The sequence below is a fragment of the Enterococcus sp. AMC1623 genome, from assembly GCF_058216495.1.
Window position 1 is genome coordinate 2,786,585 of record NZ_CM177096.1, and the last position, 26,559, is coordinate 2,813,143.

General features: G+C 38.5%; 36 protein-coding genes. 30 read left to right on the forward strand and 6 right to left on the reverse strand.

Features of this window, described 5'->3' with window-relative positions:
• Positions 1–114: 114 nt before the first annotated feature.
• The gene (locus tag AC4BC7_RS13545) at positions 115–690 is read right to left on the reverse strand and encodes a recombinase family protein (protein ID WP_207942224.1); all 576 of its coding nucleotides are present in this window, start codon (positions 688–690) and stop codon (positions 115–117) included.
• 101 nt (positions 691–791) lie between these two features.
• Positions 792–1,469 (reverse strand): ribose-5-phosphate isomerase RpiA, encoded by a 678-nt coding sequence (rpiA, locus tag AC4BC7_RS13550; RefSeq protein WP_490503097.1) that lies wholly within the window; start codon positions 1,467–1,469, stop codon positions 792–794.
• Between the two features lie 304 nt (positions 1,470–1,773).
• On the opposite strand from rpiA, the gene rpsL reads away from it, so the two are divergent.
• The 6 genes from rpsL (at position 1,774) to AC4BC7_RS13580 (ending at position 8,356) form a co-directional block, all read left to right on the forward strand.
• A complete protein-coding gene (gene rpsL / locus AC4BC7_RS13555; protein WP_016176309.1) occupies positions 1,774–2,187 on the forward strand; it encodes a 30S ribosomal protein S12 in 414 nt (137 codons plus the stop codon).
• Positions 2,188–2,249: 62 nt separating this feature from the next.
• Positions 2,250–2,720 (forward strand): 30S ribosomal protein S7, encoded by a 471-nt coding sequence (rpsG, locus tag AC4BC7_RS13560; RefSeq protein WP_016176308.1) that lies wholly within the window; start codon positions 2,250–2,252, stop codon positions 2,718–2,720.
• Between the two features lie 65 nt (positions 2,721–2,785).
• Positions 2,786–4,870: an elongation factor G gene (gene fusA, locus AC4BC7_RS13565; RefSeq protein WP_490503098.1), complete on the forward strand. Its 2,085-nt coding sequence runs from the start codon at positions 2,786–2,788 to the stop codon at positions 4,868–4,870.
• A gap of 150 nt (positions 4,871–5,020) precedes the next feature.
• Complete coding sequence (tuf, locus tag AC4BC7_RS13570) at positions 5,021–6,208, forward strand: elongation factor Tu (protein ID WP_207942221.1); 1,188 nt, start codon at positions 5,021–5,023, stop codon at positions 6,206–6,208.
• 247 nt (positions 6,209–6,455) lie between these two features.
• A complete protein-coding gene (locus AC4BC7_RS13575) occupies positions 6,456–6,770 on the forward strand; it encodes a PTS cellobiose transporter subunit IIB (protein WP_490503099.1) in 315 nt (104 codons plus the stop codon).
• Positions 6,771–6,790: 20 nt separating this feature from the next.
• On the forward strand, positions 6,791–8,356 hold the full coding sequence (locus tag AC4BC7_RS13580; protein WP_490503100.1) for a BglG family transcription antiterminator: 1,566 nt from the start codon (positions 6,791–6,793) through the stop codon (positions 8,354–8,356).
• Here AC4BC7_RS13580 and istB read toward each other — a convergent pair.
• Positions 8,287–9,015, reverse strand: a complete 729-nt coding sequence (istB, locus tag AC4BC7_RS13585; protein WP_490502869.1) for an IS21-like element helper ATPase IstB — start codon at positions 9,013–9,015, stop codon at positions 8,287–8,289. The two genes, AC4BC7_RS13580 and istB, sit on opposite strands and share 70 nt — an antisense overlap.
• Positions 9,015–10,280 (reverse strand): IS21 family transposase, encoded by a 1,266-nt coding sequence (istA, locus tag AC4BC7_RS13590; RefSeq protein WP_490503101.1) that lies wholly within the window; start codon positions 10,278–10,280, stop codon positions 9,015–9,017. Before istA ends, istB begins: the two co-directional genes overlap by 1 nt.
• Before the next feature lie 97 nt (positions 10,281–10,377).
• Here istA and AC4BC7_RS13595 point away from each other — a divergent pair, with 97 nt between their 5' ends.
• The 7 genes from AC4BC7_RS13595 to AC4BC7_RS13625 all read left to right on the forward strand — a co-directional run bounded on the left by AC4BC7_RS13595 (position 10,378) and on the right by AC4BC7_RS13625 (position 15,999).
• Positions 10,378–10,941, forward strand: a complete 564-nt coding sequence (locus AC4BC7_RS13595; protein ID WP_311055572.1) for a helix-turn-helix domain-containing protein — start codon at positions 10,378–10,380, stop codon at positions 10,939–10,941.
• On the forward strand, positions 10,827–11,771 hold the full coding sequence (locus tag AC4BC7_RS13600) for an IS3 family transposase (RefSeq protein ID WP_490504395.1): 945 nt from the start codon (positions 10,827–10,829) through the stop codon (positions 11,769–11,771). The genes AC4BC7_RS13595 and AC4BC7_RS13600 overlap by 115 nt, the downstream gene beginning before the upstream one ends.
• A gap of 253 nt (positions 11,772–12,024) precedes the next feature.
• Entirely contained in the window at positions 12,025–12,660 is a 636-nt protein-coding gene (locus AC4BC7_RS13605) for a PTS sugar transporter subunit IIA (protein WP_490503102.1), read from the forward strand.
• A gap of 14 nt (positions 12,661–12,674) precedes the next feature.
• Positions 12,675–12,989 carry a PTS cellobiose transporter subunit IIA gene (locus AC4BC7_RS13610; RefSeq protein ID WP_207942218.1) on the forward strand — a complete coding sequence of 105 codons (315 nt, stop codon included), beginning with the start codon at positions 12,675–12,677 and terminating at the stop codon, positions 12,987–12,989.
• Between the two features lie 37 nt (positions 12,990–13,026).
• Positions 13,027–13,539, forward strand: a complete 513-nt coding sequence (locus AC4BC7_RS13615) for a hypothetical protein (protein WP_490503103.1) — start codon at positions 13,027–13,029, stop codon at positions 13,537–13,539.
• A 14-nt stretch (positions 13,540–13,553) separates the two neighbouring features.
• Positions 13,554–14,906, forward strand: coding sequence for a PTS cellobiose transporter subunit IIC (gene celB / locus AC4BC7_RS13620; protein ID WP_490503104.1), 1,353 nt, complete (start codon positions 13,554–13,556; stop codon positions 14,904–14,906).
• A gap of 205 nt (positions 14,907–15,111) precedes the next feature.
• Positions 15,112–15,999, forward strand: coding sequence for a helix-turn-helix domain-containing protein (locus AC4BC7_RS13625; RefSeq protein ID WP_490503105.1), 888 nt, complete (start codon positions 15,112–15,114; stop codon positions 15,997–15,999).
• 23 nt (positions 16,000–16,022) lie between these two features.
• Here the strand turns inward: AC4BC7_RS13625 and AC4BC7_RS13630 are convergent, their stop codons facing one another.
• Together AC4BC7_RS13630 and AC4BC7_RS13635 are read right to left on the reverse strand one after the other, a co-directional pair.
• Positions 16,023–16,748: an NADPH-dependent oxidoreductase gene (locus AC4BC7_RS13630; RefSeq protein WP_490503106.1), complete on the reverse strand. Its 726-nt coding sequence runs from the start codon at positions 16,746–16,748 to the stop codon at positions 16,023–16,025.
• Positions 16,741–18,174, reverse strand: coding sequence for an aminotransferase-like domain-containing protein (locus AC4BC7_RS13635; RefSeq protein ID WP_490503107.1), 1,434 nt, complete (start codon positions 18,172–18,174; stop codon positions 16,741–16,743). Before AC4BC7_RS13635 ends, AC4BC7_RS13630 begins: the two co-directional genes overlap by 8 nt.
• 100 nt (positions 18,175–18,274) lie before the next feature.
• On the opposite strand from AC4BC7_RS13635, the gene thiD reads away from it, so the two are divergent.
• The 17 genes from thiD (at position 18,275) to AC4BC7_RS13720 (ending at position 26,525) form a co-directional block, all read left to right on the forward strand.
• Positions 18,275–19,099, forward strand: coding sequence for a bifunctional hydroxymethylpyrimidine kinase/phosphomethylpyrimidine kinase (gene thiD, locus AC4BC7_RS13640; protein WP_490503108.1), 825 nt, complete (start codon positions 18,275–18,277; stop codon positions 19,097–19,099).
• Entirely contained in the window at positions 19,096–19,644 is a 549-nt protein-coding gene (locus AC4BC7_RS13645; RefSeq protein ID WP_490503109.1) for an ECF transporter S component, read from the forward strand. Before thiD ends, AC4BC7_RS13645 begins: the two co-directional genes overlap by 4 nt.
• Positions 19,645–19,945: 301 nt before the next feature.
• Positions 19,946–20,254 (forward strand): 30S ribosomal protein S10, encoded by a 309-nt coding sequence (rpsJ, locus tag AC4BC7_RS13650; RefSeq protein WP_016176294.1) that lies wholly within the window; start codon positions 19,946–19,948, stop codon positions 20,252–20,254.
• Between the two features lie 21 nt (positions 20,255–20,275).
• Positions 20,276–20,905 carry a 50S ribosomal protein L3 gene (rplC, locus tag AC4BC7_RS13655; protein WP_016176293.1) on the forward strand — a complete coding sequence of 210 codons (630 nt, stop codon included), beginning with the start codon at positions 20,276–20,278 and terminating at the stop codon, positions 20,903–20,905.
• A 29-nt stretch (positions 20,906–20,934) separates the two neighbouring features.
• Complete coding sequence (gene rplD, locus AC4BC7_RS13660; protein WP_207942209.1) at positions 20,935–21,558, forward strand: 50S ribosomal protein L4; 624 nt, start codon at positions 20,935–20,937, stop codon at positions 21,556–21,558.
• Positions 21,558–21,845, forward strand: coding sequence for a 50S ribosomal protein L23 (locus tag AC4BC7_RS13665; RefSeq protein WP_207942208.1), 288 nt, complete (start codon positions 21,558–21,560; stop codon positions 21,843–21,845). The genes rplD and AC4BC7_RS13665 overlap by 1 nt, the downstream gene beginning before the upstream one ends.
• A 37-nt stretch (positions 21,846–21,882) precedes the next feature.
• A complete protein-coding gene (gene rplB, locus AC4BC7_RS13670; protein ID WP_490503110.1) occupies positions 21,883–22,713 on the forward strand; it encodes a 50S ribosomal protein L2 in 831 nt (276 codons plus the stop codon).
• A gap of 42 nt (positions 22,714–22,755) precedes the next feature.
• Entirely contained in the window at positions 22,756–23,034 is a 279-nt protein-coding gene (gene rpsS / locus AC4BC7_RS13675; protein ID WP_016176289.1) for a 30S ribosomal protein S19, read from the forward strand.
• Positions 23,035–23,054: 20 nt separating this feature from the next.
• Positions 23,055–23,402, forward strand: a complete 348-nt coding sequence (gene rplV, locus AC4BC7_RS13680; RefSeq protein ID WP_207942207.1) for a 50S ribosomal protein L22 — start codon at positions 23,055–23,057, stop codon at positions 23,400–23,402.
• 13 nt (positions 23,403–23,415) lie between these two features.
• On the forward strand, positions 23,416–24,072 hold the full coding sequence (gene rpsC / locus AC4BC7_RS13685; protein WP_016176287.1) for a 30S ribosomal protein S3: 657 nt from the start codon (positions 23,416–23,418) through the stop codon (positions 24,070–24,072).
• Between the two features lie 2 nt (positions 24,073–24,074).
• Positions 24,075–24,509 (forward strand): 50S ribosomal protein L16, encoded by a 435-nt coding sequence (gene rplP, locus AC4BC7_RS13690; RefSeq protein ID WP_010734464.1) that lies wholly within the window; start codon positions 24,075–24,077, stop codon positions 24,507–24,509.
• Positions 24,499–24,687, forward strand: a complete 189-nt coding sequence (gene rpmC / locus AC4BC7_RS13695) for a 50S ribosomal protein L29 (protein WP_490503111.1) — start codon at positions 24,499–24,501, stop codon at positions 24,685–24,687. The genes rplP and rpmC overlap by 11 nt, the downstream gene beginning before the upstream one ends.
• Positions 24,688–24,711: 24 nt before the next feature.
• Positions 24,712–24,978, forward strand: coding sequence for a 30S ribosomal protein S17 (gene rpsQ, locus AC4BC7_RS13700; RefSeq protein WP_016176285.1), 267 nt, complete (start codon positions 24,712–24,714; stop codon positions 24,976–24,978).
• A 59-nt stretch (positions 24,979–25,037) separates the two neighbouring features.
• Positions 25,038–25,406, forward strand: coding sequence for a 50S ribosomal protein L14 (gene rplN / locus AC4BC7_RS13705; protein WP_016176284.1), 369 nt, complete (start codon positions 25,038–25,040; stop codon positions 25,404–25,406).
• Between the two features lie 35 nt (positions 25,407–25,441).
• Positions 25,442–25,753 carry a 50S ribosomal protein L24 gene (gene rplX / locus AC4BC7_RS13710; protein WP_207942206.1) on the forward strand — a complete coding sequence of 104 codons (312 nt, stop codon included), beginning with the start codon at positions 25,442–25,444 and terminating at the stop codon, positions 25,751–25,753.
• A 28-nt stretch (positions 25,754–25,781) separates the two neighbouring features.
• Entirely contained in the window at positions 25,782–26,321 is a 540-nt protein-coding gene (rplE, locus tag AC4BC7_RS13715; protein ID WP_016176282.1) for a 50S ribosomal protein L5, read from the forward strand.
• A gap of 18 nt (positions 26,322–26,339) precedes the next feature.
• Complete coding sequence (locus tag AC4BC7_RS13720; protein WP_007207616.1) at positions 26,340–26,525, forward strand: type Z 30S ribosomal protein S14; 186 nt, start codon at positions 26,340–26,342, stop codon at positions 26,523–26,525.
• Positions 26,526–26,559 lie beyond the last annotated feature (34 nt).

Below are 26,559 nucleotides of genomic sequence, written 5' to 3' on the forward strand. Positions count from 1 at the left end.
AAGATTCTTTTTTGAGTCTAGTTTTTTCTAGACAAAAAATTACGGGAAAACCTTGAAATAAATTCTTTTTCAAAGTTTTCCCGTAATTTTGTATAGAATTTTAATTGAATTGGCTTATTTTTGTAGTAAAGTTGCAATTTCACTCTCAGATAAATGAATGTATTTGTAACAGGTTCCAATCGATACTTGACAGGTTGTAGCGATTGTTTGGATTGATTCTTTCTTTTCGAAAAATAAGAATCGAATTTTGTGAACTGTTTCAGCGTCGATTTTTGGTCGACCACCAATTTTTCCTTTTTCTCGTGCGCGACTTAAGCCGAGTAGCGTACGTTCTTTTAGCAAAGCGCGTTCCATTGAGGCCATTTGATTCATCCATTGGAAATATAATTTCCCAGAAGAATCACGAGTATCGATCGTATCTGTTAAACAGACCAAATCAAAATGGTTCGTTTGGAAGCGTAGCATTAAATCTGCTAATTGCCTTGTAGACTTTCCTAGACGATAAAGCTGATCAACAACCAAGGCATCGCCAGGTTCCATTTGATCGAGTATTTCATCAAGTGAAATAGATTCCGAGTTCAAATAATCTTCATGGAAAATTTCTGAACAGCCGAATTCTTGTAAACTCGTCATTTGCGGTTGAGGATCTTCATCCGTAATTGTTGTACGGATATACCCAAATATTTTCATTTTTTCATCCCATCCCATTTTTTTTAGAAAATAAATAATAAGAAGAATATCATAAACTAGGTTAAATAGATACCCCTAATTTCACAAAAAAGCGTTCTTGCCTAACGAACAACTGTTACCTTCTTAGGACCATTTTCTTCACCAATAATTATTGTATCAACCATATTTAAAAATAACCCATGTTCCACAACGCCAACCAATTGATTTAATTCTTCATTTAAAGTAAAGGGATCTTCAATGACATCTAAATGCAAATCGATAATTGAATGCCCGCAATCTGTGACTTTCTTCTCTGTTTCGTTTTCCATTCGAAATGTTGGACGATAGCCCTTTTCTTTAAAAATTCGAAAAAGTTGTTCTTCACCATATGGGACAACTTCCACAGGTAAAGGAAATTTACCTAATTTATCCACCATTTTAGATTCGTCAACAATCCAAATGACTTGATCAGAATAAGAAGCTACCACTTTTTCAAATAAAAGTGCCGCACCGCCACCTTTAATTCCTTGAAAATCAGCACTAATTTCATCCGCACCATCAATTGTTACATCTACGCAAGTGACTTCATCAATTGTTTTTACCGGAATACCCAATTCTAAGGCTTGTTTACGAGAAGCAGAGGAAGTAGGGACCCCAACAATTGATAATTGCTCTTCATTGACGCGTCGACCTAATTCTTCAATCATGTAATAAGCAGTTGAACCAGTTCCCAGTCCCACGACCATTCCGTCTTTGACATAATTTGCTGCTTCGACGCCTACCATTTGTTTTAAATTCAAACTATTCGCCACCTTTAAATTATTATTTCTTCTATATATTATATAATTCTTAGTCATAAAATGATAGGTAACACAAAATAAAATTAATTGAAAAAAATTAAATGAATATCGTTGACACTATAGAAAATCCATGATATTCTATCGAAGGTGCTTTATGAACAGGTCTCTGGATAGAGACGTGCTGACTGTAGTAAAAGTACAATCTGATAAAGATGCATGTTATTGCATTATTTTTTATCGCCAAAAAAGAACCACCTGGATGTGTGGAACTAAACAGCGAATCAAGGAAGGAGGAAAACAAGGAATGCCTACAATTAACCAATTAGTACGTAAACCTCGTAAATCCAAGGTTGAAAAATCAAATTCACCTGCATTGAACAAAGGATATAATAGTTTCAAAAAAGCTCAAACAAACGTGAGCTCACCTCAAAAACGTGGGGTAGCTACTCGTGTCGGAACAATGACACCTAAAAAACCGAACTCGGCTTTACGTAAATATGCGCGTGTTCGTTTGTCTAACTTGATTGAAGTTACAGCTTATATCCCAGGTATTGGACATAACTTACAAGAACACAGTGTTGTATTATTACGCGGTGGACGTGTAAAAGACTTACCAGGGGTACGTTATCATATCGTTCGTGGTGCTTTGGATACGGCTGGTGTAAACGACCGTAAACAATCTCGTTCTAAATACGGTACTAAACGACCAAAAGCTTAATTTTATTCTACAAACTAAAACGACTATTTAAATAAAACCAATTTCGGAAGGAGGAGTTACGGATGCCTCGTAAAGGTCCTGTTGCAAAACGTGATGTATTACCAGATCCTATTTATAACTCAAAATTAGTAACTCGTTTAATCAACCGCGTAATGGTTGACGGTAAACGTGGAGTTGCTGCGAATATCATCTACAACTCATTTGATATTATTAAAGAATCTACAGGCAATGATCCATTGGAAGTTTTCGAACAAGCAATGAAAAACATTATGCCTGTATTAGAAGTAAAAGCTCGTCGTGTTGGGGGTTCTAACTATCAAGTACCAGTTGAAGTTCGTCCTGAACGTCGTACAACTTTAGGTCTACGTTGGGTTGTTAACTACGCTCGTTTGCGTGGAGAACACACAATGGAAGAACGTCTAGCTAAAGAAATCATGGATGCTGCTAACAATACTGGTGCTTCAGTTAAAAAACGTGAAGACACTCATAAAATGGCAGAAGCTAACCGTGCATTTGCACACTATCGTTGGTAAGATACAAGCTACTTTTTTAGGTAGTATGTATTGTGACAACAATTAGAGAGGAGAACAATCCCACAATGGCAAGAGAATTTTCTTTAGAAAACACTCGTAATATTGGTATCATGGCCCACGTTGATGCTGGTAAAACAACGACAACTGAACGTATCTTGTATTACACTGGTCGTATCCATAAAATTGGTGAAACTCATGAAGGAGCTTCACAAATGGACTGGATGGAACAAGAGCAAGAACGTGGAATTACGATTACTTCTGCTGCGACAACTGCGCAATGGAAAGGTAACCGTGTAAATATCATCGATACACCAGGACACGTGGACTTCACAATTGAAGTACAACGTTCTCTACGTGTACTTGACGGTGCTGTAACTGTATTGGACTCACAATCAGGTGTAGAACCACAAACAGAAACAGTTTGGCGTCAAGCGACTGATTACCGTGTACCACGTGTTGTTTTCTGTAATAAAATGGATAAAATCGGTGCTGACTTCTTGTATTCAGTATCTACATTGCATGACCGCTTGCAAGCAAATGCACATCCAATCCAATTACCAATTGGTGCAGAAGACGACTTCACAGGAATTATTGACCTTGTGAAAATGAAAGCTGAAATCTATACAAATGACTTAGGTACAGAAATCGAAGAAACTGAGATTCCTGCTGAGTACGTTGAACAAGCTGAAGAATGGCGCGAAAAATTAATCGAAGCTGTAGCAGATACAGACGAAGATTTAATGATGAAATTCTTAGACGGTGAAGAAATCACTGAAGAAGAATTAAAAGCTGGTATTCGTAAAGCGACATTAACGGTTGATTTCTTCCCAGTAATGTGTGGATCAGCCTTCAAAAATAAAGGTGTACAATTGATGTTGGATGCAGTTATTGACTACTTGCCAGCACCAACTGATGTACCTGCAATCAAAGGGATTAACCCTAAAACTGATGAAGAAACTGAACGCCCATCATCTGATGAGGCACCATTTGCTTCATTAGCATTTAAAGTTATGACTGACCCATTCGTAGGTCGTTTGACATTCTTCCGTGTATACTCTGGCGTACTTAACTCTGGATCATACGTATTGAATGCATCAAAAGGCAAACGTGAACGTATCGGACGTATCCTACAAATGCATGCGAATACTCGTGAAGAAATTCAAACAGTTTATTCTGGAGATATCGCTGCAGCTGTTGGTTTGAAAGATACAACTACAGGGGATACATTATGTGATGAAAAAGATCCAGTTATCTTAGAATCAATTGAATTCCCAGAACCAGTTATCGAAGTTGCTGTTGAGCCTAAATCAAAAGCTGACCAAGATAAAATGGGTGTTGCTTTACAAAAACTTGCTGAAGAAGATCCATCATTCCGCGTAACAACTAACGTTGAAACTGGTGAAACAGTTATCGCAGGTATGGGTGAACTTCACTTAGACGTCCTAGTTGACCGTATGCGTCGTGAATTCAAAGTTGATGCGAACGTGGGTGCACCACAAGTATCATACCGCGAAACATTCCGCGCAGGCACTCAAGCTGAAGGTAAATTTGTACGTCAATCAGGTGGTAAAGGTCAATACGGTCACGTATGGATTGAATTTACACCTAACGAAGAAGGAGCAGGTTTTGAATTCGAAAACGCAATTGTCGGTGGTGTGGTTCCTCGTGAATACATTCCTGCAGTTGAAAAAGGTTTAGAAGAATCAATGGAAAACGGTGTATTAGCTGGTTATCCATTAGTTGATATCAAAGCTAAACTTTATGATGGTTCTTACCATGATGTCGATTCAAATGAAACTGCCTTCCGTGTTGCTGCTTCTATGGCATTGCGCGCTGCTGCTAAAAAAGCACAACCTGCAATTCTAGAACCTATGATGAAAGTAACAATCACAGTTCCTGAAGATTATTTAGGAGATGTGATGGGTCACGTTACTGCTCGTCGTGGACGTGTAGAAGGTATGGAAGCACATGGTAACTCACAGATCGTTAACGCAATGGTGCCGTTATCTGAAATGTTTGGTTACGCAACAACTCTACGTTCTTCAACTCAAGGACGTGGAACATTCATGATGGTATTTGACCACTATGAAGATGTACCGAAATCAATTCAAGAAGAAATTATTAAGAAAAATGGCGGAAACGCTGGATAATCTTAATTGATTCGATGAATTTATCCAAATAACTATATTTTTTGGAGCATTTCGTGTACAATGTATTACGATGATATGGGCAAGGAATCTTATGGATTCCTTACCTATCAAATATAAAATAAAAACGCATTTTTAGGAGGAACATTTAAAATGGCAAAAGAAAAATTTGACCGTTCTAAAGCCCATGTAAACATTGGTACTATCGGACACGTTGACCATGGTAAAACTACATTAACAGCTGCAATTACAACTGTTTTAGCTAAAAAAGGTTTGGCACAAGCTTCTGCTTACGACCAAATCGATGGTGCTCCAGAAGAGCGCGAACGCGGAATCACTATCTCAACTGCACACGTTGAGTATGAAACTGAAACTCGTCACTATGCTCACGTGGACTGCCCAGGACACGCGGACTATGTTAAAAACATGATCACTGGTGCTGCTCAAATGGACGGCGCGATCTTAGTAGTATCTGCTGCTGATGGTCCTATGCCTCAAACTCGTGAACACATCTTATTATCTCGTAACGTAGGTGTTCCTTACATCGTTGTATTCTTAAACAAAATGGATATGGTTGATGATGAAGAATTATTAGAATTAGTAGAAATGGAAGTTCGTGACTTATTATCAGAATACGATTTCCCAGGCGATGACACTCCAGTTATTGCAGGTTCTGCTTTGAAAGCTTTAGAAGGCGATCCAGTTTACGAAGAAAAAATCTTCGAATTAATGGCTGCAGTTGACGAATATATCCCAACTCCAGAACGTGATACTGAAAAACCATTCATGATGCCAGTTGAGGACGTATTCTCAATCACTGGTCGTGGTACTGTTGCTACAGGTCGTGTTGAACGTGGACAAGTTCGCGTTGGTGACGTTGTAGAAATCGTTGGTATCGACGAAGAAACAGCTCAAACTACTGTAACAGGTGTTGAAATGTTCCGTAAATTATTAGACTACGCTGAAGCAGGCGATAACATCGGTGCTTTATTACGTGGGGTTGCTCGTGAAGACATCCAACGTGGACAAGTATTAGCTAAACCAGGAACAATCACTCCTCATACAAAATTCGTAGCTGAAGTTTACGTTTTAACTAAAGAAGAAGGTGGACGTCATACTCCATTCTTCACTAACTACCGTCCTCAATTCTACTTCCGTACAACTGACGTAACTGGTGTTGTAGAATTACGTGAAGGTACTGAAATGGTAATGCCTGGTGACAACGTAACTATCGACGTTGAATTAATCCACCCAATCGCTATCGAAGACGGAACTCGTTTCTCTATTCGTGAAGGCGGACGTACTGTTGGTTCAGGCGTTGTTAGCGAAATCAAAGCTTAATTTGATAAATACTTTCCAAACTCTCCAAACTATTTATAGTTTGGAGAGTTTTTTTGTATCTTATTTCCGTATCGATACGGAAATAACCTCTATTCTAAAATGAAAGCGTTTTATGTTATGATACAAAAGTAGTCAAAGGTGTCTAATCACAACCATTAGTTAAATCATTTTTTATAAATGGTATGATATGTGGAGACGATGGCTGTATAAAAGTAAAAAACAAATGAACTTTTAGGAGGAAAAGAGTATGAAAAAAGCGTTAATCATCTGTGCTGGAGGCATGTCTTCTTCAGTAATTGCTAAAAAAACAACAGAGTTTTTTGCAAGTAAAGGAACAGAAATTGAATTGAATGCAACTTCGGCTTCACAAGGTGCAAGCACAATTGCGAAAGATGAATATGATTTATATTTAGTTAGCCCACAAACCAAAATGTATTTTGATAATTTGAAAAAGGCTGCTGATAAAACCAATAAACCGATTGTAAATATTCCACCACAAGCATATGTTCCAATTCCAATGGGGATTCAAAAACTTGCTGCTGTGGTTGAAGAAAATATTTAACAGTTAAAGGTCGCGAGAAAATGTTGAATCAAAAGGAACTATCAATAATCAAATTACTTTTTGCCAATCGTCACGTGTACACCACCAGTCAGGAAGTTGCTTCCGAACTTTATATATCTGATCGAACTGCTAGGAAATATTTACATTTAGTTGGGGATATATTAGAAAAAAATGGCGCTCATCTAGAGGCGAAACAAGGACAAGGGTATCGGTTGTTGGTAACTGACGATCAACAGTTTCAACAATTCTATCATCAAGAAGTTCAAGATGTATCATTGGTACGCGATGCCACTACTATCCATGAATCGGAAGATCGACAATATTTCATCTTACAGCGGTTATTTTTTGAGCAAAATGAAGCACGTGTAGATGACCTAGCGAGTGAGTTGTTTGTCTCTCGTTCCACAATTTCTAATGATATTGTGGAAATGAAAAAAATGTTAAAACCTTATAAACTTGAAGTCAAAAGTAAAGCAGGTGTAGGCATTTATATTGTGGGCGATGAGCAAAACAAACGACATTTTATTATGAGTTATTTTTTCATGAATCACCTGCACGATAATTTATATACATTTTCGATGTATACAGATTTACTTGAGGGAATTAGCATTGAAGAAATCGTAATTATCGTGCTCGATGAATGTCGAGAGTCACAGTTGAAACTATCGGATTTTATTATTTATAACATTGTATTGCATATCGGCTTAGCTATCAAACGACTACAAACGGGTTTTCAGATTGAACAAAGCCATCTTTTGATTTCAGAAAACTCTAAGGAATATCAAACAGCACTGAATATCATTCAACGAATCAAGCAAAGCATGGGTATTGAATTTCCTAAAGAAGAAGCTACCTATATTTCAATGCACTTACGCAATCGTTTATCCACAAGCAAAGTTTTGAAAAAAACAGATTACAGCGAATCTGAAATTAAACATCAATTAATTGACACGTTAGCAAAATTAGATAAAAAAACAGGCTTTCAATTTCAACAGGATGCGACGTTAATTAATGGTTTAATGATGCACTTTACACCGTTATTGTTACGACTACAAAATGATACGAGTATTAAAAATCCATTGTTAGGTGAGATTAAACAAAAATATTCGCAGTTATTTGATAGAACAATTCAGTATTTTTCAGAGATGCCGGTATTTAAAAAATACCAAGTTACTGAAGAAGAATGGGCGTATGTGACAATTCATTTGACTGCTGCAGTTGAACGTTTTTTCAATAATCAAAAAGTGCGAGTGTTAGTCATTTGTGCGACGGGATTAGGAAGTTCGCAAATGTTGAAAATTCGCTTAGAACATGAATTCAGTTCGAAAATTATGATTACTTCTGTTATTGGGTATTATGAGTTGTCTAATCAAAAATTGGATGATGTTGATTTAATTATTTCATCCATTACGTTGCCAATGGATGGGTATAACATTCCTATTGTGTTTTGCAAGACCTTCCTACACAATATTGCAAAGAAAAAGTACACACCTTTGCGCCTGAAATTTTTCTCTGATTATTTTGGTCTTGATAGAGCGTTTTTGAGCCGGAAGCTCTCTCCGGTGAAGCTTAAAATGTGTGCGTGATGAATTAAGCGGTCCACCAATGCCGCCGTCAAACGTGTATCGATAAACACCTTATTCCATTGGCTGAACTCCAAATTACTGGTGATGATGATACTTTTCGTTTCATACCAATCACTGATCAGCTGGAAGAGCAACTCGGCACCTTCCTTAGTGAACGGCACATAGCCCATCTCATCTAGGATAACCAACTTCACCTTGTCAAAGCGGTGCTTGAAGGTCTCCAACGTGTTGTTCTTCCATTGACGTTCCAATTCTCCCACCAATTCAGAGACTCGCCAGAAGCGTGTTTCAACACCAGCATGCGTGGCCATTTGGCCAAGAGCACAAGCTAAATGCGTCTTACCAGTTCCTGGGGTACCCACGAAAACGGCGTTTTCTTTTTGGCGGATAAAGGAGAGGCTGATTAACTCTTCCTTTGTGGTCGGATTTGGCAGCGTGATATGATCATGCCAGTCGTAGTTGTCTAAAGTCCGGCGTACAGGGAATTTGGCCTGTTTGAAGAGCCGAGCTGTCTTTAGTTCTTCCCGGCACTTCAATTCATTCTCTAACAGGAATAGCAACCAATCTTCTTTGGTTTCAAAGCCCTCCGTTCCAATGACTCTAGGAATATGAGAGAGCCGCAACTGCTTACAAACCTCTTCTAAACGATCGGTTTCCATCAACTCGCCGCCTCCCCATTAGATGACTTGAGAAATGCATCATAGTCATTCCAATCCACATCATAGGCATCCGTTTCTTTCGAAGAACCGATAAGGTCGTAGAAGTTCTGATCAATACCTAACATATCGTTGGTGACGAGAAAAACGAGAAGCTGATCTACACGCTTTGCCTGTTCTTTCCAATCGGGATGGCTGAGATAGAGCTTGATGCGTTCGGGTAGATATTTCCAGTAACGAGAGTAATGCATCGCACGCAATTTGCGCCGCCAATCGAGTAGTATTGCTTGCCAGTCAATCGCTCGTTTCTTCATCATGTAGGGCCGGGGGCCTTCAGCGATAATTTCACCATCCGTGCTAACCAGTTGATAGGAGTCAAAGCGAAGCAGCCCGTAGATGATGGAATGGTTCCGGGCGCGAGGAACATGGATTCGCTCGCCATCCAGCTTGATTTCGTTGTACTTATTGGCTTTTACTTCGATTTCCTTGAAGACTGGATATGCGACATCGGGCAATGCCAAAAGATCCGCTTTTTCCTCAAGCCAGAGTTCACTGATAAGTACATGTTTCTCATAATGAACGCGTTCCCTGTCTTTCGCTAATTGAACCGCCAATGCCTCATTAAAGCTTGCGAAGTCCTTCATGATTGGAGTGGCCGGAAAGAAGTTGTAGCGAACATAGCCGACTTTATTTTCTACGCTGCCTTTTTCATTTCCGCTTCTAGGGTTGCACACCTGTGTCTCAAACCCATAATGCGTAGCGAACTGCAGAAACCCATCCGTTAACACTGCTGGTTCCGTCTTCGACTTTACTTGCGTTACTGCCGTAGACATATTATCAATGCGAATTTTTCGTGGGACGCCGCCAACTTGTCGGAATAGCTCCTTCATTCCTTCAAGTAGACACTCTTGATTCTCCGCTGGTAATGCCACCGCAAATCCGCCGTTACTATAAGGAAAAGACATCACGAGTGCTTTGATATCCTTAAAGGCTCCTTCATGGCAGACCTCCATGGTGCCAAAATCCAGCTGCGCTTCCGCCGGAGGATGTTCCAAACGCTCAAAGCCTTGATCTTCATTGGCTTCAACGTAGTGAGTGGCTTTCCAGTCCCTAACGAAATCACAAACCGTGCGATACGAACCGGGGAACCCCTGGTTCTTCAATTCTTTAGTCATAAAGTCAACGGTCCTACGCTTCTTCTTCGGGAGCTTAGAATCTTCAGAAAGCCAGAGAGCAACGATGCCTCCCCAGTGTTCCACATACATCATGCCCGTTTTCTTTCGGACCTTCGGCTCAGGTAAAAGATCCTCATGGTACCGACCCCCGAAAGTTAGAGTAATAAATCTAACTTTCGGGGGTATTTTTATGGCTAAATATAGTGAAGAATTTAAAATAAAGCTTGTTACGGAGTATTTGGATGGAAATATTGGTTATAAATTATTGGCGAAGAAATACAATATGCCTTCTGCAACACCATTACAAAATTGGGTAAGAGCTTATAAAACACAAGGGATGGAGGGATTAAAACGAAGAAAAAGGAAGGAAGTATATCCTGTTCAATTTAAATTAAATACGATACAATTTATGTTAGACACAGGTGCTTCTTATCAGGAAACGACTGAACAATTCGGATTAAATAATCCTTCATTAATTTATCGTTGGATGAAAGATTTTAATTCTCAAGGGATAGAAGGCTTGAAACCAAAATCAAAGGAGCGACCTTCTATGACTAAGAAACTAAATAAACAAACGAAAAAGGAAGAAAACAAGTTCACACGTGAAACGGAGTTAGAACGAGAGAATGAACTACTGAGATTAGAAATTGCCTATTTAAAAAAGCTGAGAGCTTTTCGGGAAAATCCGAATGTCTTACTCGAAAAGCGCAAGCAAAATGGGCATTCGAACTTAAAGAAGAAGGGTTCCGATTAAAGGATATTATCCTAGTTGTGGGAATTCCCGAAGCAACCTATCACTATCATGTCAAGAACTTCGGAAAAGAAGATCTGGATATCGAACTAAAAGAACGCATTACTCACCTATTTAAGGCGTTTTATGAACGTTATGGATATAAACGGATTACAGACGAGTTAAAGAAATTAGGATACTGTATTAATCATAAAAAGGTGTATCGCATTATGCGAGAGCTAGGATTAAAGTGTGTAAAATTCATGCGAAAATCCCGTAAATACAATTCATATAAAGGAACTACTGGAAAAATAGTGAAGAATCGATTGTCACGTCGGTTTAGTACACCTATCCCATTTCAGAAACTAGTAACTGACATTACGGAATTCAAATGTCTAGGGGAAGAAAAGTTGTATTTAAACCCTATTCTTGACCTATATAATGGAGAAGTGATTGCGTTTGGAATTAAGAAACGCCCAACATTAGATTTAGTCATGGAGCCACTAAATGAAACAATAGAGATAATAAAGAATCACGCAACCTACCGTACAACTATCCATTCGGATCAAGGTTGGCATTACCAACATAATAAATGGGTAAAAACATTAAATAAAAACAATGTATTCCAGAGTATGTCACGTAAAGCAACGTGTGCAGACAATGCTTCGATGGAGAATTTCTTTGGCATATTAAAACAAGAAATGTATTATGGAGAGAAACTAGTCAGTTATGAAGAATTAAAACGACGAATTAAAGAATACATCTACTGGTATAACCACGTACGATCAAAAGTAAAATTGGCTGGACTGAGTCCGGTCGAATACCGAATTCAATCCAGCCAATCAGCTGCATAATAAAAACTCTAACTTTTAGGGGTCGCCACCCATCTGCATACTTTTTTGCGGTGCGCCAGTTGATTTCCAATTCGTCAGCTATGTGTTGAATAGATTTATCGTGATTGTTTCGTAGATTTCTGATAGTATTAATATCGGTCATTGCGAGCATTCCCTTTCTTACCTCCAGTTACAGTGTCGGAACTATAACTTTAGAGGAATTTCAGGACGCCCGCAATGGCTTTTTATTTTACCCTAAGCTGCTTGCGGAGTTATGTACTTTTGCGCTGCAATTGTATGTACGTCTATCTTGCCACAAACACCTATTGTGCATGTAAGTGTTTTTCTAGATGAAAAAGATATTCAACGAATCAATCATGAATTATCCAAACATAAAGGGCTTCAACGTGTGAATAGCCAAACAATGTTATTGAATGGCGAGGCAAAAAAACAGCAACTCACATTATTGGAACAATGTTTTTCAAAAGAATTATTTGTTTATTTACCAACTAAAAGCGAAAAAGAAAGCGTTATAACGCAATTGGTTGCTCGTGTCGAAGATGTGGAAAGACGACCAATTACTGAGCAATTAACCAAACAGTTACAATTACGAGAAACCTATAGTTCTGTGGCTTTTTCACAAATGTTAGCAGTACCACATCCGATTGAACCCGTTACAGAGCAAGCTTATGTTGCTGTGGCAATCGTCCCTGAAGGGATTTTCTGGGATGCGGAACATCCATCTGTTAAATTGGTCTTTTTGTCTTTACCAGATAAAGCACGTTGTGTACCGATTGATAAAATTAACCAAATGTTTGTGCCAATTTTGGAAGACGAAACATTTAGTCATTCGTTGATTGCTTCTCAGACATTTGAGGAATTTATGGGGATTTTTATGAACTATTTATAAAAGGAGGAAGAAACATGGAGTCTGATAAATTACAAGAGATTGCTTTTGAAATTATTTTATACAGCGGAGATGCACGCACGTTGGTTCATGAAGGTTTCCAAGCAATGCGTGCAGATAAATTTGAAGAAGCTGCTGAAAAATTAGAAGCGGCCAATGAATCATTGGTCAAGGCTCATAAATCACAAACAGGCTTATTACAGGCCTATGCCAATGGAGAAAAAGTTGTTATGGAAGTGATTATGGTTCATGCACAAGACCATTTAATGACAACCATGACTTTACGGGAAGTAGCGTTGGAGATGTTAGCATTATACGAAAGAGGACGTTAATTACGTTCGCAAATTTGGGTAAGAAGGGTGAGAAATCATGGAACAAAACGCAAAGCAACAGCGACAACAATATAAAAAAGAGGCAGCCGTCAAAAATTTCAGATATAATCGCTATTTATTATTACGTTATATGTTAGCGTTGTTCTTTTTTACCAATTTGTATTGGGCGCTAGGTCTTGTGTTAGGTGGCAAGATAACAGCCCTTTTACCAGGATTTTTGATTGTATTTAGTCTAATGGCAGTGGCAGAACATGTGAAATTGTATGGCACAAAAGAGTATGATTCCAAAAAATTGCATTACAACCGTTTATATCACTATATTCAGTTAAGCGTAAATGTATTGATGATGCTCATCGCAATGACTGGCATCGGCTATTCATCTTTCTTTCCGTTTTTAGAAGCAACAGTGAAAGCACGCGTAATGATTTCTGGTATTTTAGTAATCGGAAGTTTGATTTCTTTTGTGTGTCTTAAACGTATGCAAGCAATTGATCAACAAAAAGATAAACATTATCACTATATTCAGGAATTTGAAAAAGAAATGAAATAAGAGGAGTGGAAAAAATGGAAGAACAAAGCAAACTATTTTCTTTTTTGGAAAAAGCAATCATGGGACCTATGGGTAAAATTGCCCAATATAAAATTGTACGAGCAATCATGGGTGCTGGGATGGCGACAATTCCATTTACAATCGTAGGATCAATGTTTTTAGTTTTAAATGTATTACCCTTAACGTTTCCAGTACTAGAAGGATTCTTTAATGCGACTTTCTTCAAATTCAGTGATTTGTATATGTTAGCTAATAGTACGACAATGGGGATTTTAGCATTGTATTTCTGTATCGTATTAGGTTATGAATACACAAAAATTATTGCTGAAGAAGATGGGTTAGATATGGCGCCAATGAGTGGGGCATTATTATCGATGTTTGCATTCTTTATGGCAATTCCGCAATTAGTATTTAGTGATGGTGTAATGACACGTGTCAATGATGCAGAAGCTGTTATTGTCAATGGTTGGGCTATTGGTGGCGATGGACCAGCTCGTCTAGGTACAGTGGGGATTTTCACTGGTATTATTATGTCAATTATTGCTGTTCAACTGTATCGTTTGTGTGTAGCCAAAAAATGGATTATCAAAATGCCTGAAGAAGTACCATTGGGTGTAGCACGTGCCTTTACTGCTTTAATTCCAGCATTTGTTGTAGCATTTGCAGTTATTCTTATTAATGGTGTATTAATTGCTTTAGGAACAGATATTTTTGAATTGATTTCAATTCCATTTGGATTTGTAACAAACTTAACCGATACATGGTTAGGCTTAATGGTCATTTATTTCCTAGTTCATGCCTTATGGTTAGTTGGGATTCATGGAGCAAATATTATTTTCTCATTTATCAACCCAATTGCTTTAACCAACTTGGTTGCGAACGTTGAAGGTGGAAACTATGCTTTAGCAGGAGAGTTTAATAATGCGTATGTAACAGTCGGTGGTTCGGGAGCAACATTAGGATTCTGTTTATTCTTAGTTTACATGGCAAAATCAAAACAACTTTCTGTACTTGGAAAAGCGTCTATCGTTCCAGCCTTATTCAATATTAATGAACCATTAATTTTTGGGGTTCCAATCATTTATAACCCATTTTTAGCTTTACCATTCTTCTTGGCTCCAATGGCGTCGATGTCAATTGCTTTCTTTGCGATTAAATTAGAACTTATTCGTCCAATGATTGCACAAATGCCTTGGCCATCACCAATCGGTATCGGTGCATTTATCGGTACAGGTGGTGACTGGAAAGCTGCTGTAGTAGCGGTAATATGTGCCTTAGCTGCCTTTGTTATCTGGTTCCCATTTGCGAAAGCTTATGATGCACGTCTTGTAAAAGAAGAACAAGAAACAAGTGAAGAATTAGCGTAAGAATGTTCTTCTAAAAATGTTACTAAATTAAACAATTAAGAGTTCACATTTTGAATTCTTAATTGTTTTTATTTTCTAGAATAACTTCCGAGTTGGACTCTAATAAAACCTTGATTTATTAGGGTGCAACTAATAAGTGCGTGTAAAAATATTGCTGTTTTAGTAAGCTTAAAAGCAAATATTAGTTTTTAGGAGGAATGTCTTCATGTCATTAGCACAAAATATTGTACGGTTCAGAAAAGAAAATGAGCTATCGCAACAACAATTGGCTGAACAACTAAATATTTCACGACAATCTGTGTCTAAATGGGAAAATGGGGAGAGTTTACCAGGGATTGATAATTTAATTTTATTAAGTGGCTTATTGAATATTTCGTTAGATGAATTGATTACGGGAGAAGCATATTTGAGTTTTCCGTTGCATTATGGAAAACCACAAAGTGCGAAACCCGCCATTATTTTAATAACAATTTTGGTCTCCCTTTTTATAGGTTCATTGATGATGGAAATATCGGAATGGCGTTCTATTGGTGATGCTTTGAGTATGATTTTAATCAGTTTGTTTGTAGCTACACTCTTTTACGTCTTTTTGACGTACTGTTTGCCGTATGATTACAAAACGTATTACAGTTATTGGACATTAGAGAAAAAAGGTATCTCGTATCCTATTTTCCATACTAAGATAATGTCACAATTAAATGGATTGGAACAATTTATTTTACCAATTTTTGGAATACTAGGTTTGCGAAAAACAGCATTTATTGCCTATAACGAAATAATAGAAATCAACGTTTGTTTTAAAAAATATAAGCTTAACCCGACAAAAGTAGCGATTAGTTGGAACGGTTATACACCTCGTATGCATCAAACATTACGTGAACCATTTTATCTACAAGTAACTACACGTAAAAAAGAAGTGATTGAACTCGATTTACGGGGCTATTATCGTGTGAACTCAAAAGAACGAAAAATGCTAGGAACTATTTTTACTTTCTTAAAAAGCAAACAATTTATTTTTATTGATGCTGAAAACAGTTATACGCTTGTTAGAAGACAAGAAAATATCATTGAACATATGTACGAAAAAGCTTAGGGCGTTCTAACACCCTAAGCTTTTTATTTAATCAACTTTTGTTTTTTCAAATAATGATCAATGTTTTCGGCGGGTTTTTGACTAAAGTAGTCAGCAAATTTTTTTGTCCAACGTTTTGTTTCGCGAGCTTCGCCAAATTTTTCCATTGTTTCATCGTAATCTGCAATCAATTGTTCATCATAAGGCTGGTACGTATCATAATGAATGACGGCTTTTTCAGGTAAGCGCGGTTTTACTTTCATATCAACAGTTGGTTTGCCGATACTTAATCCTGCGACAGGATAGACATAATCAGGTAGGTGCAATAAGTCACTGATTTCCTCAATATTGTTTCGAACACTTCCGACGGGGACCACACCTAAACCGAGTGATTCACTGGCGATAATCGCATTTTGCAAGGCGAGGCTAGTATCAGTAGTAGCAATAATTAAAGGATGCAAACCATCGTCAACGGGATAAGGAACGTCTTGTTGCTGGGCGATTTGTTGTGTTCGTTTTAAATCCGCCACAAATAATAAAAAGACGGAACTGTTTAACATATGGGGATTACCTGGATTCCATTTCACTAATTGTTGGCGAATCGCTTGATCTCTAATCACAATAATCGAATACATTTGGCCGTTCATCCAAGAAGGCGCTTGACGTGCAGCCGCTAAAATGGCTTGTAATTCTTCATCTGAAAGTTGGTAATCAACATCGAAGTTGCGGTAACTACGATGGTTTGTTAACAAATTGATTGTTTCATTCATAAACAGCATCCTTTCTAATTTTCTCGGTAATGCGCAACAAACTTGTCTGGAAGATAGATAATTGTGCATCAGAGAGTCTAGTATAATTTATTCTAACAGACATTGTATCATTGCTAAATAGAAATGCTGGGGCGGTTAAGAGATTTTCTTCAAGAAAAAGTTGCCAATCTTTTCTAGTCAACGATTGATGTTGCCAGGTTAACCAATAATATAAGCCACCTTGGATAGGAATATACGTCCAATCAGAGGCGAATGATTGCATGAGCGTTTCAAAATTTTGACTGCGGCGCCGTAACTCTTGTAACAAATGAATTTGTTTTTGTTTATAGTCACTCGAAGTTAAAGCGGCTGTCGCTAATAACTGGGGAAAGAGGTCAGTATCACTTTCCATTCTTTTTTTGGCACTTGCTAGACTAGTGATTAACGTTTGTGGTGCTAATAACCAGCCAATTTTGATAGTAGAGCCAAATAGTTTGGACAATGAACCAACGTAGATTACCTGATCAGGAGCTAAACTTTTTAAAGAAGGTAGGGTTTCATCAAAGCCAAGTTCACTAAAAACATCATCTTCAATAATGGGTAAATGATATTTCTCGCATAAAGCGACAATTGCTTTACGTCTGGCTAAAGACATTGTTTTGCCAGTCGGGTTTTGATGGTTGGGATTGAGGTACAACAATTTAATTTTTTTTGTTTGAATCGCTTGTTCCAATTCGTGACAGTCGATGCCTTCTTCATCCTGTTTGATACCTACTAAATGAATCCCCAGCGAGGCAAATAAAGGCAAGGCGAACAAAAATGAAGGGTCTTCCGTGGCCATATAATTTCCGGCCTCCAGTAAAACTTGAATTAATAGAAAAATTCCTTGAGTTGAGCCAGAAGTGATTAACAAATCCTGACCAGCAATCGGCAATTGAAATTCTTCAGCTAAATGATTTAATAAGTGCTTTTTCAAAGGTAAATAACCAGTGGGATGAATTTTTTTTTCTTCATATAATACTTGTTCCCACGTGATAGCTGGGAATTCAAAATCAGGAATCAATTCTTCAGGTAAATCACCAGTATACAAATCAATCGTACCTGTTTGAGTCTGCTTTTTCTTCAACTCGCTAACATACGGATCCTCTTTTAAAAAAGGACTAGAAAGTAGAGAACGCCATTGATTCATCAACAGCTGGCGACTTCCCCAACGTCCTTGGGCAACACGCGTGCCACTTCCTTGCTTGCGCGTAATCCATCCCAAACTAACCAGTTCTTCTAAAGCTCGTACAACAGTGGAACGATTGACGCCATATAATTGCGAAAGTTGTCTTTCAGGCGGAAGTTTATCGCCCGGCATGAGTTGCCCTTGTTGAATGGCTTGGATGATTTGTGACGTGATTTGTTGGTACAAAGGGGTCTTGTCTTGTTTGTTAATTTTCCACATCGGCTTACTCCTTTTAAATTGGATGGTTTAAAAATAAGCCAATTGGCTGTTTTCGTCAAGTGTGGCATTCGTTATACTAAAAAACACAAGGGGTGAGTGTATGAAAAAAGTAGTAACAATTGCTGGATCAGATTCAACGGGTGGAGCGGGCTTACAAGCTGACTTAAAAACATTTGAAGAATACGGTGTTTTTGGTTTTTCTAGTCTGACATCTATCGTTACAATGGATCCAGAAAATGGTTGGTCGCATGAAGTGACTGAATTATCCGAAGACTTATTACGCAAACAATTGATTTCCGTTTTTGCTGGAGGAACCATCGATGCGTTGAAAACTGGGATGATGGGCAATGAAAAAAATATTCAGGTAGCCAGTGAATTTATTGAAAAGCATCATGTGCAACATGTCGTCATTGATCCCGTTATCGCTTGCAAAGGAACAGCTCAAATTTTACAACCAAAAAGCGTTGTCGGAATTAAAGAATACTTATTGCCAAAAGCATATGTGACGACACCCAACTTAGTAGAAGCAGGAATTTTGTCTGGTATGGGCGATTTAACTTCGATTGAAGATATGAAACAAGCAGCGACAATTATTCATCAGCTAGGCGCTAAGCACGTTGTTGTCAAAGGTGGTCATCGTTTAGGGATAGGTCAAGCCATCGACGTATTTTATGATGGGAAAGAATTTACTGTCTTGGAAAATGTATTGATTCCGACCGATTGCAATCACGGTGCGGGTTGTACCTTTGCTGCGGCAATTACGGCAGGTTTGGCAAAAGGTTATTTTGCTAAAGAAGCCGTTATCCTAGCCAAGAAATTCGTTGCTAAAGCCATCGAACAAGGTGTCCACATTAACCCTTACGTGGGACATGTCTGGCATGGAGCGTATAATCAAGCAGAAAACAGAATGGAGGAATTGAAATGAAAAATACCAATATTCAAACAATCGTGCTCGTCGCTTTGTTTACTGCGTTAACAGTTATTGGAACGATGATTAAAATTCCGTTGCCAACAGGCGCATTTGTTCATTTAGGGAATGCTGTATTATTGTTATCCGTTTTATATTTGGGATACGTCAAGGGTTCGCTAGCAGGCGGTTTAGGGTTTGCCATTTTTGATATATTGAACGGTTACGCTAGTGAAGCACCGTATTTTATCTTTGAAAGTTTTATTGTGGGAGCTGCTGCTTATGGTCTGTTTCTTCTATTTAAAAAGAATCCGACGCATGTTTGGCAAATCTTAGTTATTGCTGCAGGAACAGGCGTTGCAAAATTACTTATGACGCAAGTCAAAAATACGGTACGCCAAATGTTCTTGGGTATGGATTTCGTTCCAGCGATTACAGCGGCATCCATTAAGTTACCTGCAACAGTCATTAATGTTTGCTTAACAGCATTAATTGTATCGTTTTTATATTTTCCATTGAAAAAAGCATTGGATCGAACCTTTAGACAAAGAGTTGTTCAATAAATGAAAAGACCATGTTGACTGTTCAATATGGTCTTTTTTTGTTTGAAAACAGTTTTGCTATTATTTTCAGAAAAAAATAAAATTTATTGAATAAAATGCTTGCTATTCTAGTGCAGATATAATATACTCATTGAGGTGCTGCATATGAAAGACTATGTTACACACAGTGGCAGAGAAAAAATCTGCCGGCTACGAAACGAGAGGTTGCGACACGCCCGGACGCTTTGCCATGGACGAGCGTGACGGAAAATTTTCGTGGAGCTATGTCTACTTTTCAAAATAGACGAAGGAGGGAAAACAAATGGCAAAACAAAAAATTCGTATCCGTTTAAAAGCGTATGAACACCGTATTTTAGACCAATCAGCGGATAAAATCGTAGAAACTGCAAAAAGAACTGGAGCTACTATCTCAGGTCCAATTCCATTGCCAACAGAGCGCAGTCTATATACAATCATCCGTGCAACACATAAATACAAAGATTCACGCGAACAATTCGAAATGCGTACACACAAACGTCTAATCGACATTGTGAACCCAACACCAAAAACAGTTGACGCTTTAATGAAGCTAGACTTACCATCAGGTGTTAACATCGAAATCAAACTATAATAATTAACTGGAGGTGTAATCATGACCAAAGGAATCTTAGGGAAAAAAGTGGGAATGACTCAAATCTTCACAGAATCAGGTGAATTAATTCCAGTAACTGTAGTTGAAGCTACTCCAAACGTTGTTTTACAACTTAAAACAGTTGAAAACGATGGTTACGAAGCAGTTCAAGTAGGTTACCAAGATTTACGTGAAGTTTTAAGTAACAAACCTGCGAAAGGTCATGTTGCAAAAGCAAACACGGCTCCTAAGCGCTTCATTCGCGAATTCAAGGATGTTGAGCTAGAGGGCTTAGAAGTAGGATCAGAAATTAAAGTTGACGTATTCCAAGCTGGAGACATCGTTGACGTAACAGGAACTACAAAAGGTAAAGGATTCCAAGGCGTTATCAAACGTCACGGACAATCTCGTGGACCAATGGCTCACGGTTCTCGTTACCATCGTCGTCCTGGATCAATGGGTCCAGTTGCACCTAACCGTGTATTTAAAGGCAAACGCCTTGCAGGACGTATGGGTGGCAACCGCGTAACAATCCAAAACTTGGAAATCGTACGTGTGGATGCTGAACGTAATGTTATCCTTATCAAAGGTAACGTTCCTGGAGCGAAAAAATCATTGATTACAATTAAATCAGCTGTGAAAGCTAAATAAGTAGATAGGAAGAAAGGAGGAACTAAGGAATGCCGAATGTAGCATTATTTAAACAAGATGGAAGCCAAGCTGGCGAAATCACTTTAAACGAAGAAATTTTCGGAATCGAACCAAATGAATCAGTTGTTTTTGATGCAATCATCATGCAACGTGCTTCATTAAGACAAGGAACACACGCTGTTAAAAACCGTGGAGATGTTCGCGGTGGCGGTCGTAAACCATGGCGCCAAAAAGGAACAGGTCGTGCTCGTCAAGGTTCAATTCGTTCACCACAATGGCGTGGAGGTGGAGTTGTCTTCGGACCAACACCACGTTCATACAGCTACAAACTTCCTAAAAAAGTTCGTCGCTTAGCAATTAAATCTGTCTTATCAGAAAAAGTTGCTGAAAATAACTTGGTAGCTGTTGAAGGTTTAAGCTTCGATGCACCAAAAACAAAAGAATTCAAACAAGTTCTTGCTAACTTGTCTATTGACTCTAAAGTATTAGTAGTATTAGAAGAAGGTAACGACTTTGCAGCATTATCTGCTCGTAACTTACCAAACGTTTCTGTAGTAGCTGCTAATAACGTAAGTGTTTTAGACGTTGTTTCAAACAACAAAGTGTTAGCAACTCAAACTGCTCTTACTCAAATTGAGGAGGTGCTTGCATAATGAACTTACTAGACGTAATTAAACGCCCAGTGATCACTGAAAAATCTATGCTTGCTATGGATGAAAAGAAATACACTTTCGAAGTGGACACTCGCGCAAACAAAACATTAGTAAAACAAGCTGTTGAAGCAGCATTTGGTGTTGACGTGAAAAACGTAAACATCATCAACGTGCGTCCAAAATTCAAACGCATGGGTAAATATGCGGGATACACAAAAAAACGTCGCAAAGCTGTTGTGACTTTAACTGAAGATTCAAAAGAAATCGAAATTTTCTCAGCTGAATAAGCTGTACGAATTAGAATAAAATAGGAGGGAAAAAGACGTGGCAATTAAACATTACAAGCCTACCTCAAATGGTCGTCGTAATATGACTTCTTCTGATTTTGCAGAAATCACTGCTTCTAAACCAGAAAAATCATTATTAGTACCATTGAAAAACCATGCAGGTCGTAACAACAACGGTCGTATTACTGTACGTCACCAAGGTGGCGGTCACAAGCGTCAATACCGTTTAGTCGACTTCAAACGTAACAAAGATAACGTAGTTGCATTAGTTAAAACTATCGAGTACGATCCAAACCGTTCTGCTAACATCGCGTTAGTACATTACGAAGATGGAGTTAAATCATATATCTTAGCACCTAAAGGATTGGAAGTTGGCATGACTGTCGTTTCTGGACCAGATGCAGATATTAAAGTAGGTAACGCATTACCACTAGAAAACATTCCAGTAGGTACAGTTATCCACAACATCGAAATGAAACCAGGAAAAGGCGGACAATTAATCCGTTCAGCTGGTACAAGTGCACAAGTACTTGGTAAAGAAGGAAAATACGTATTGATCCGCTTGAACTCAGGCGAAGTTCGTATGATCTTAGCAACTTGCCGTGCAACAATCGGTTCAGTTGGTAACGAACAACACGAATTAATCAATATCGGTAAAGCAGGTCGTTCTCGTTGGATGCGTAAACGCCCAACTGTACGTGGTAGCGTAATGAACCCTAACGATCACCCACACGGTGGTGGTGAAGGTAAAGCTCCTATCGGCCGTCCAGCTCCAGTATCACCTTGGGGTCAACCAGCTATTGGTTACAAAACTCGTAGCAAAAAAGCGAAGTCAGATAAACTTATCGTTCGTCGTAAAAATAAATAATTACATTAACCATGTGTTGCACATTTTGAGAGGAGGTTCACCATGGGTCGTAGTTTAAAGAAAGGACCTTTTGTCGATGATCATTTGATGAAAAAGGTCGAAGCACAACAAGGCGCTGAAAAGAAAAAAGTAATTAGAACTTGGTCTCGTCGTTCTACAATCTTCCCAAGTTTTATCGGGTTTACCATCGCAGTTTACGATGGACGTAAACATGTGCCAGTTTATATCCAAGAAGACATGGTAGGACATAAACTAGGTGAATTTGCACCAACAAGAACTTATCGTGGCCACGTTGCTGACGATAAGAAAACAAGACGTTAATTTGAGGGGAGGATATACAAATGGCAGAACAAATCACATCAGCGAAAGCAACTGCTAAAACAGTCCGCGTTTCTCCTCGTAAATCACGTCTAGTTATCGATTTAATTAGAGGAAAAAGCGTTGCTGAAGCAATTGCTATCCTAAAGTTCACACCGAACAAAGCTGCTGGAATCATTGAAAAAGTATTGATGTCAGCAATCGCAAATGCAGAAAATAACTTTGACTTAGATGTTGAAAACTTAGTAGTATCTGAAGCCTTTGTAAACGAAGGACCAACAATGAAACGTTTCCGTCCTCGCGCGAAAGGTTCAGCATCTCCAATCAACAAACGTACAAGTCATATTACGGTAGTTGTATCAGAAAAATAAGGAGGGACAATCAGTGGGTCAAAAAGTACATCCAATTGGAATGCGTGTAGGCATCATCCGTGACTGGGATGCAAAATGGTATGCTGAGAAAGATTACGCAGACTTTCTACACGAAGATTTAAGAATTCGCAAATTTATCGCATCTAAACTTGCTGATGCCGCTGTGTCAACAGTTGAAATCGAACGCGCTGCAAACCGCGTGAACGTTTCAATTCACACAGCTCGACCAGGTATGGTTATCGGTAAAGGCGGTTCTGAAGTCGAAAGCCTAAGAAAAGAATTGAACAAATTAACTGGTAAGAGAGTACACATCAACATTGTAGAAATCAAAAAACCAGATTTAGACGCTAAATTAGTAGGCGAAGGAATTGCACGTCAATTAGAAAATCGTGTTGCTTTCCGTCGTGCTCAAAAACAAGCAATCCAACGCTCAATGCGCGCTGGCGCTAAAGGAATCAAAACTCAAGTATCAGGACGTTTAAACGGTGCGGATATCGCTCGTGCGGAAGGTTACTCTGAAGGAACTGTTCCTTTACACACATTACGTGCGGACATCGATTACGCATGGGAAGAAGCAGATACAACATACGGAAAACTTGGTGTTAAAGTATGGATCTATCGTGGAGAAGTTCTTCCAACTAAAAAGAACACTGAGAAAGGAGGGAAATAAGCATGTTAGTACCTAAACGTGTAAAACACCGTCGCGAATTCCGCGGAAAAATGCGTGGTGAAGCTAAAGGTGGTAAAGAAGTAGCTTTTGGTGAATACGGCTTACAAGCTGTTGAATCTCATTGGATTACAAACCGCCAAATCGAAGCTTCTCGTATCGCAATGACTCGTTACATGAAACGTGGCGGGAAAGTGTGGATTAAAATTTTCCCTCACAAATCTTATACAAGTAAAGCCATTGGGGTTCGTATGGGTAAAGGTAAAGGGGCTCCTGAAGGATGGGTAGCACCAGTTAAACGTGGAAAAATCATGTTTGAAATTGCTGGCGTATCTGAAGAAGTAGCTCGCGAAGCATTACGTCTTGCTTCACACAAATTACCAATGAAAACTAAAATCGTAAAACGTGAAGAAATGGGTGGTGAATCGAATGAAGGTTAAAGAAATCAGAGAATTAACCACTGCCGAAATGCTAGATCAAGAAAAACAATTAAAAGAAGAATTGTTTAACTTAAAATTCCAATTAGCTACAGGTCAACTAGAAAACACTGCACGTATCCAAGAAGTACGTAAATCGATTGCACGCATCAAAACAGTTTTGCGTGAACAAGCAAAGTAATAGTGGAAGGAGGCCATTTAGCGTATGACTGAAGAAAGAAATCAACGCAAAGTTTATCAAGGTCGCGTGGTATCCGACAAAATGGATAAAACAATTACAGTAGTAGTTGAAACGAAGAAAAACCACCCTATCTACGGTAAACGCATGAAATATTCTAAGAAATACAAAGCACACGATGAAAACAACGAAGCAAAAGTTGGCGATATCGTGAAAGTTATGGAAACTCGTCCATTATCAGCTACGAAACGTTTCCGTCTAGTAGAGATTGTTGAAAAGGCAGTGATTATTTAATCACACGAGATTTTCCTATATAGATTGAATTTCCAAAATCTGAAAGGAGGATACACATCGTGATCCAACAAGAAAGTCGTTTAAGAGTCGCTGACAACTCAGGCGCACGCGAAATTCTAACGATCAAAGTCCTTGGTGGCTCAGGTCGTAAAACTGCCAATATCGGTGACGTAATTGTTGCTACGGTTAAACAAGCAACGCCAGGTGGAGTTGTTAAAAAAGGTGACGTAGTTAAAGCAGTTATTGTTCGTACGAAATCAGGCGCTCGTCGTGCAGACGGTTCTTACATTAAATTTGATGAAAATGCTGCGGTTATTATCCGTGACGATAAGAGCCCACGTGGAACTCGTATCTTCGGTCCAGTTGCTCGTGAACTACGCGAAGGCAACTTCATGAAGATCGTTTCCCTAGCACCAGAAGTATTATAATTGTTATTCATTATCAAAGGAGGTGCGAAACAGTAATGTTTGTTAAAAAAGGCGATAAAGTTAAAGTTATCACTGGTAAAGACAAAAACAAAGAAGGTATTGTATTAGAAGCTTTACCTAAAAAAGATAAAGTCGTTGTTGAAGGTGTTAACATCATGAAAAAACACCAAAAACCTTCTCAAGCTGCTCCTCAAGGCGGAATCGTTGAAGTTGAAGCGCCAATTCATGTTTCTAACGTGATGGTGATTGATCCATCTAACGGTGAAGCTACACGTGTTAGCTACAAAGAAGTTGACGGCAAAAAAGTCCGCGTTTCTAAGAAAACCGGAGAAGTTATCGATAAATAATCAAATTAAGGAAGGAGGGGCTTACTGAATGAACCGCCTTAAAGAAAAGTATACAAAAGAAGTTGTTCCATCATTAATGGAAAAATTTGAATATAGTTCTGTAATGCAAGCACCAAAAGTTGACAAAATTGTTATCAACATGGGTGTGGGTGATGCAGTATCTAACGCTAAAAACTTAGATAAAGCTGTTGAAGAATTAGCATTAATCTCTGGTCAAAAACCATTGATTACTAAAGCTAAAAAATCAATCGCTGGCTTCCGCTTACGTGAAGGAATGCCAATCGGTTGTAAAGTTACTCTACGTGGAGAAAGAATGTACGAATTTTTAGATAAATTAGTATCAGTTTCATTACCACGTGTACGTGACTTCCATGGTGTAAGTAAAAAAGCGTTCGACGGACGTGGTAACTATACATTAGGTATCAAAGAACAATTAATCTTCCCAGAAGTTGATTACGATTTGGTAGACAAAGTACGTGGGATGGATATCGTTATTGTAACTACTGCCAACACAGATGAAGAATCTCGTGAATTGTTAACGCAATTAGGCATGCCATTCCAAAAATAAAAAAAGGAGGCGAACTACGTGGCTAAAAAATCAATGATTGCTAAAAATAAACGCCCAGCAAAACACTCAACACAAGAATACACACGTTGCGAACGTTGCGGACGTCCACATTCAGTTTATCGTAAATTTAAACTTTGCCGTATTTGCTTCCGCGAACTTGCCTATAAAGGTCAAATTCCCGGCGTGAAGAAAGCTAGCTGGTAAACAAGTAAACTCGCATAAAGGAGGTAAATCATCT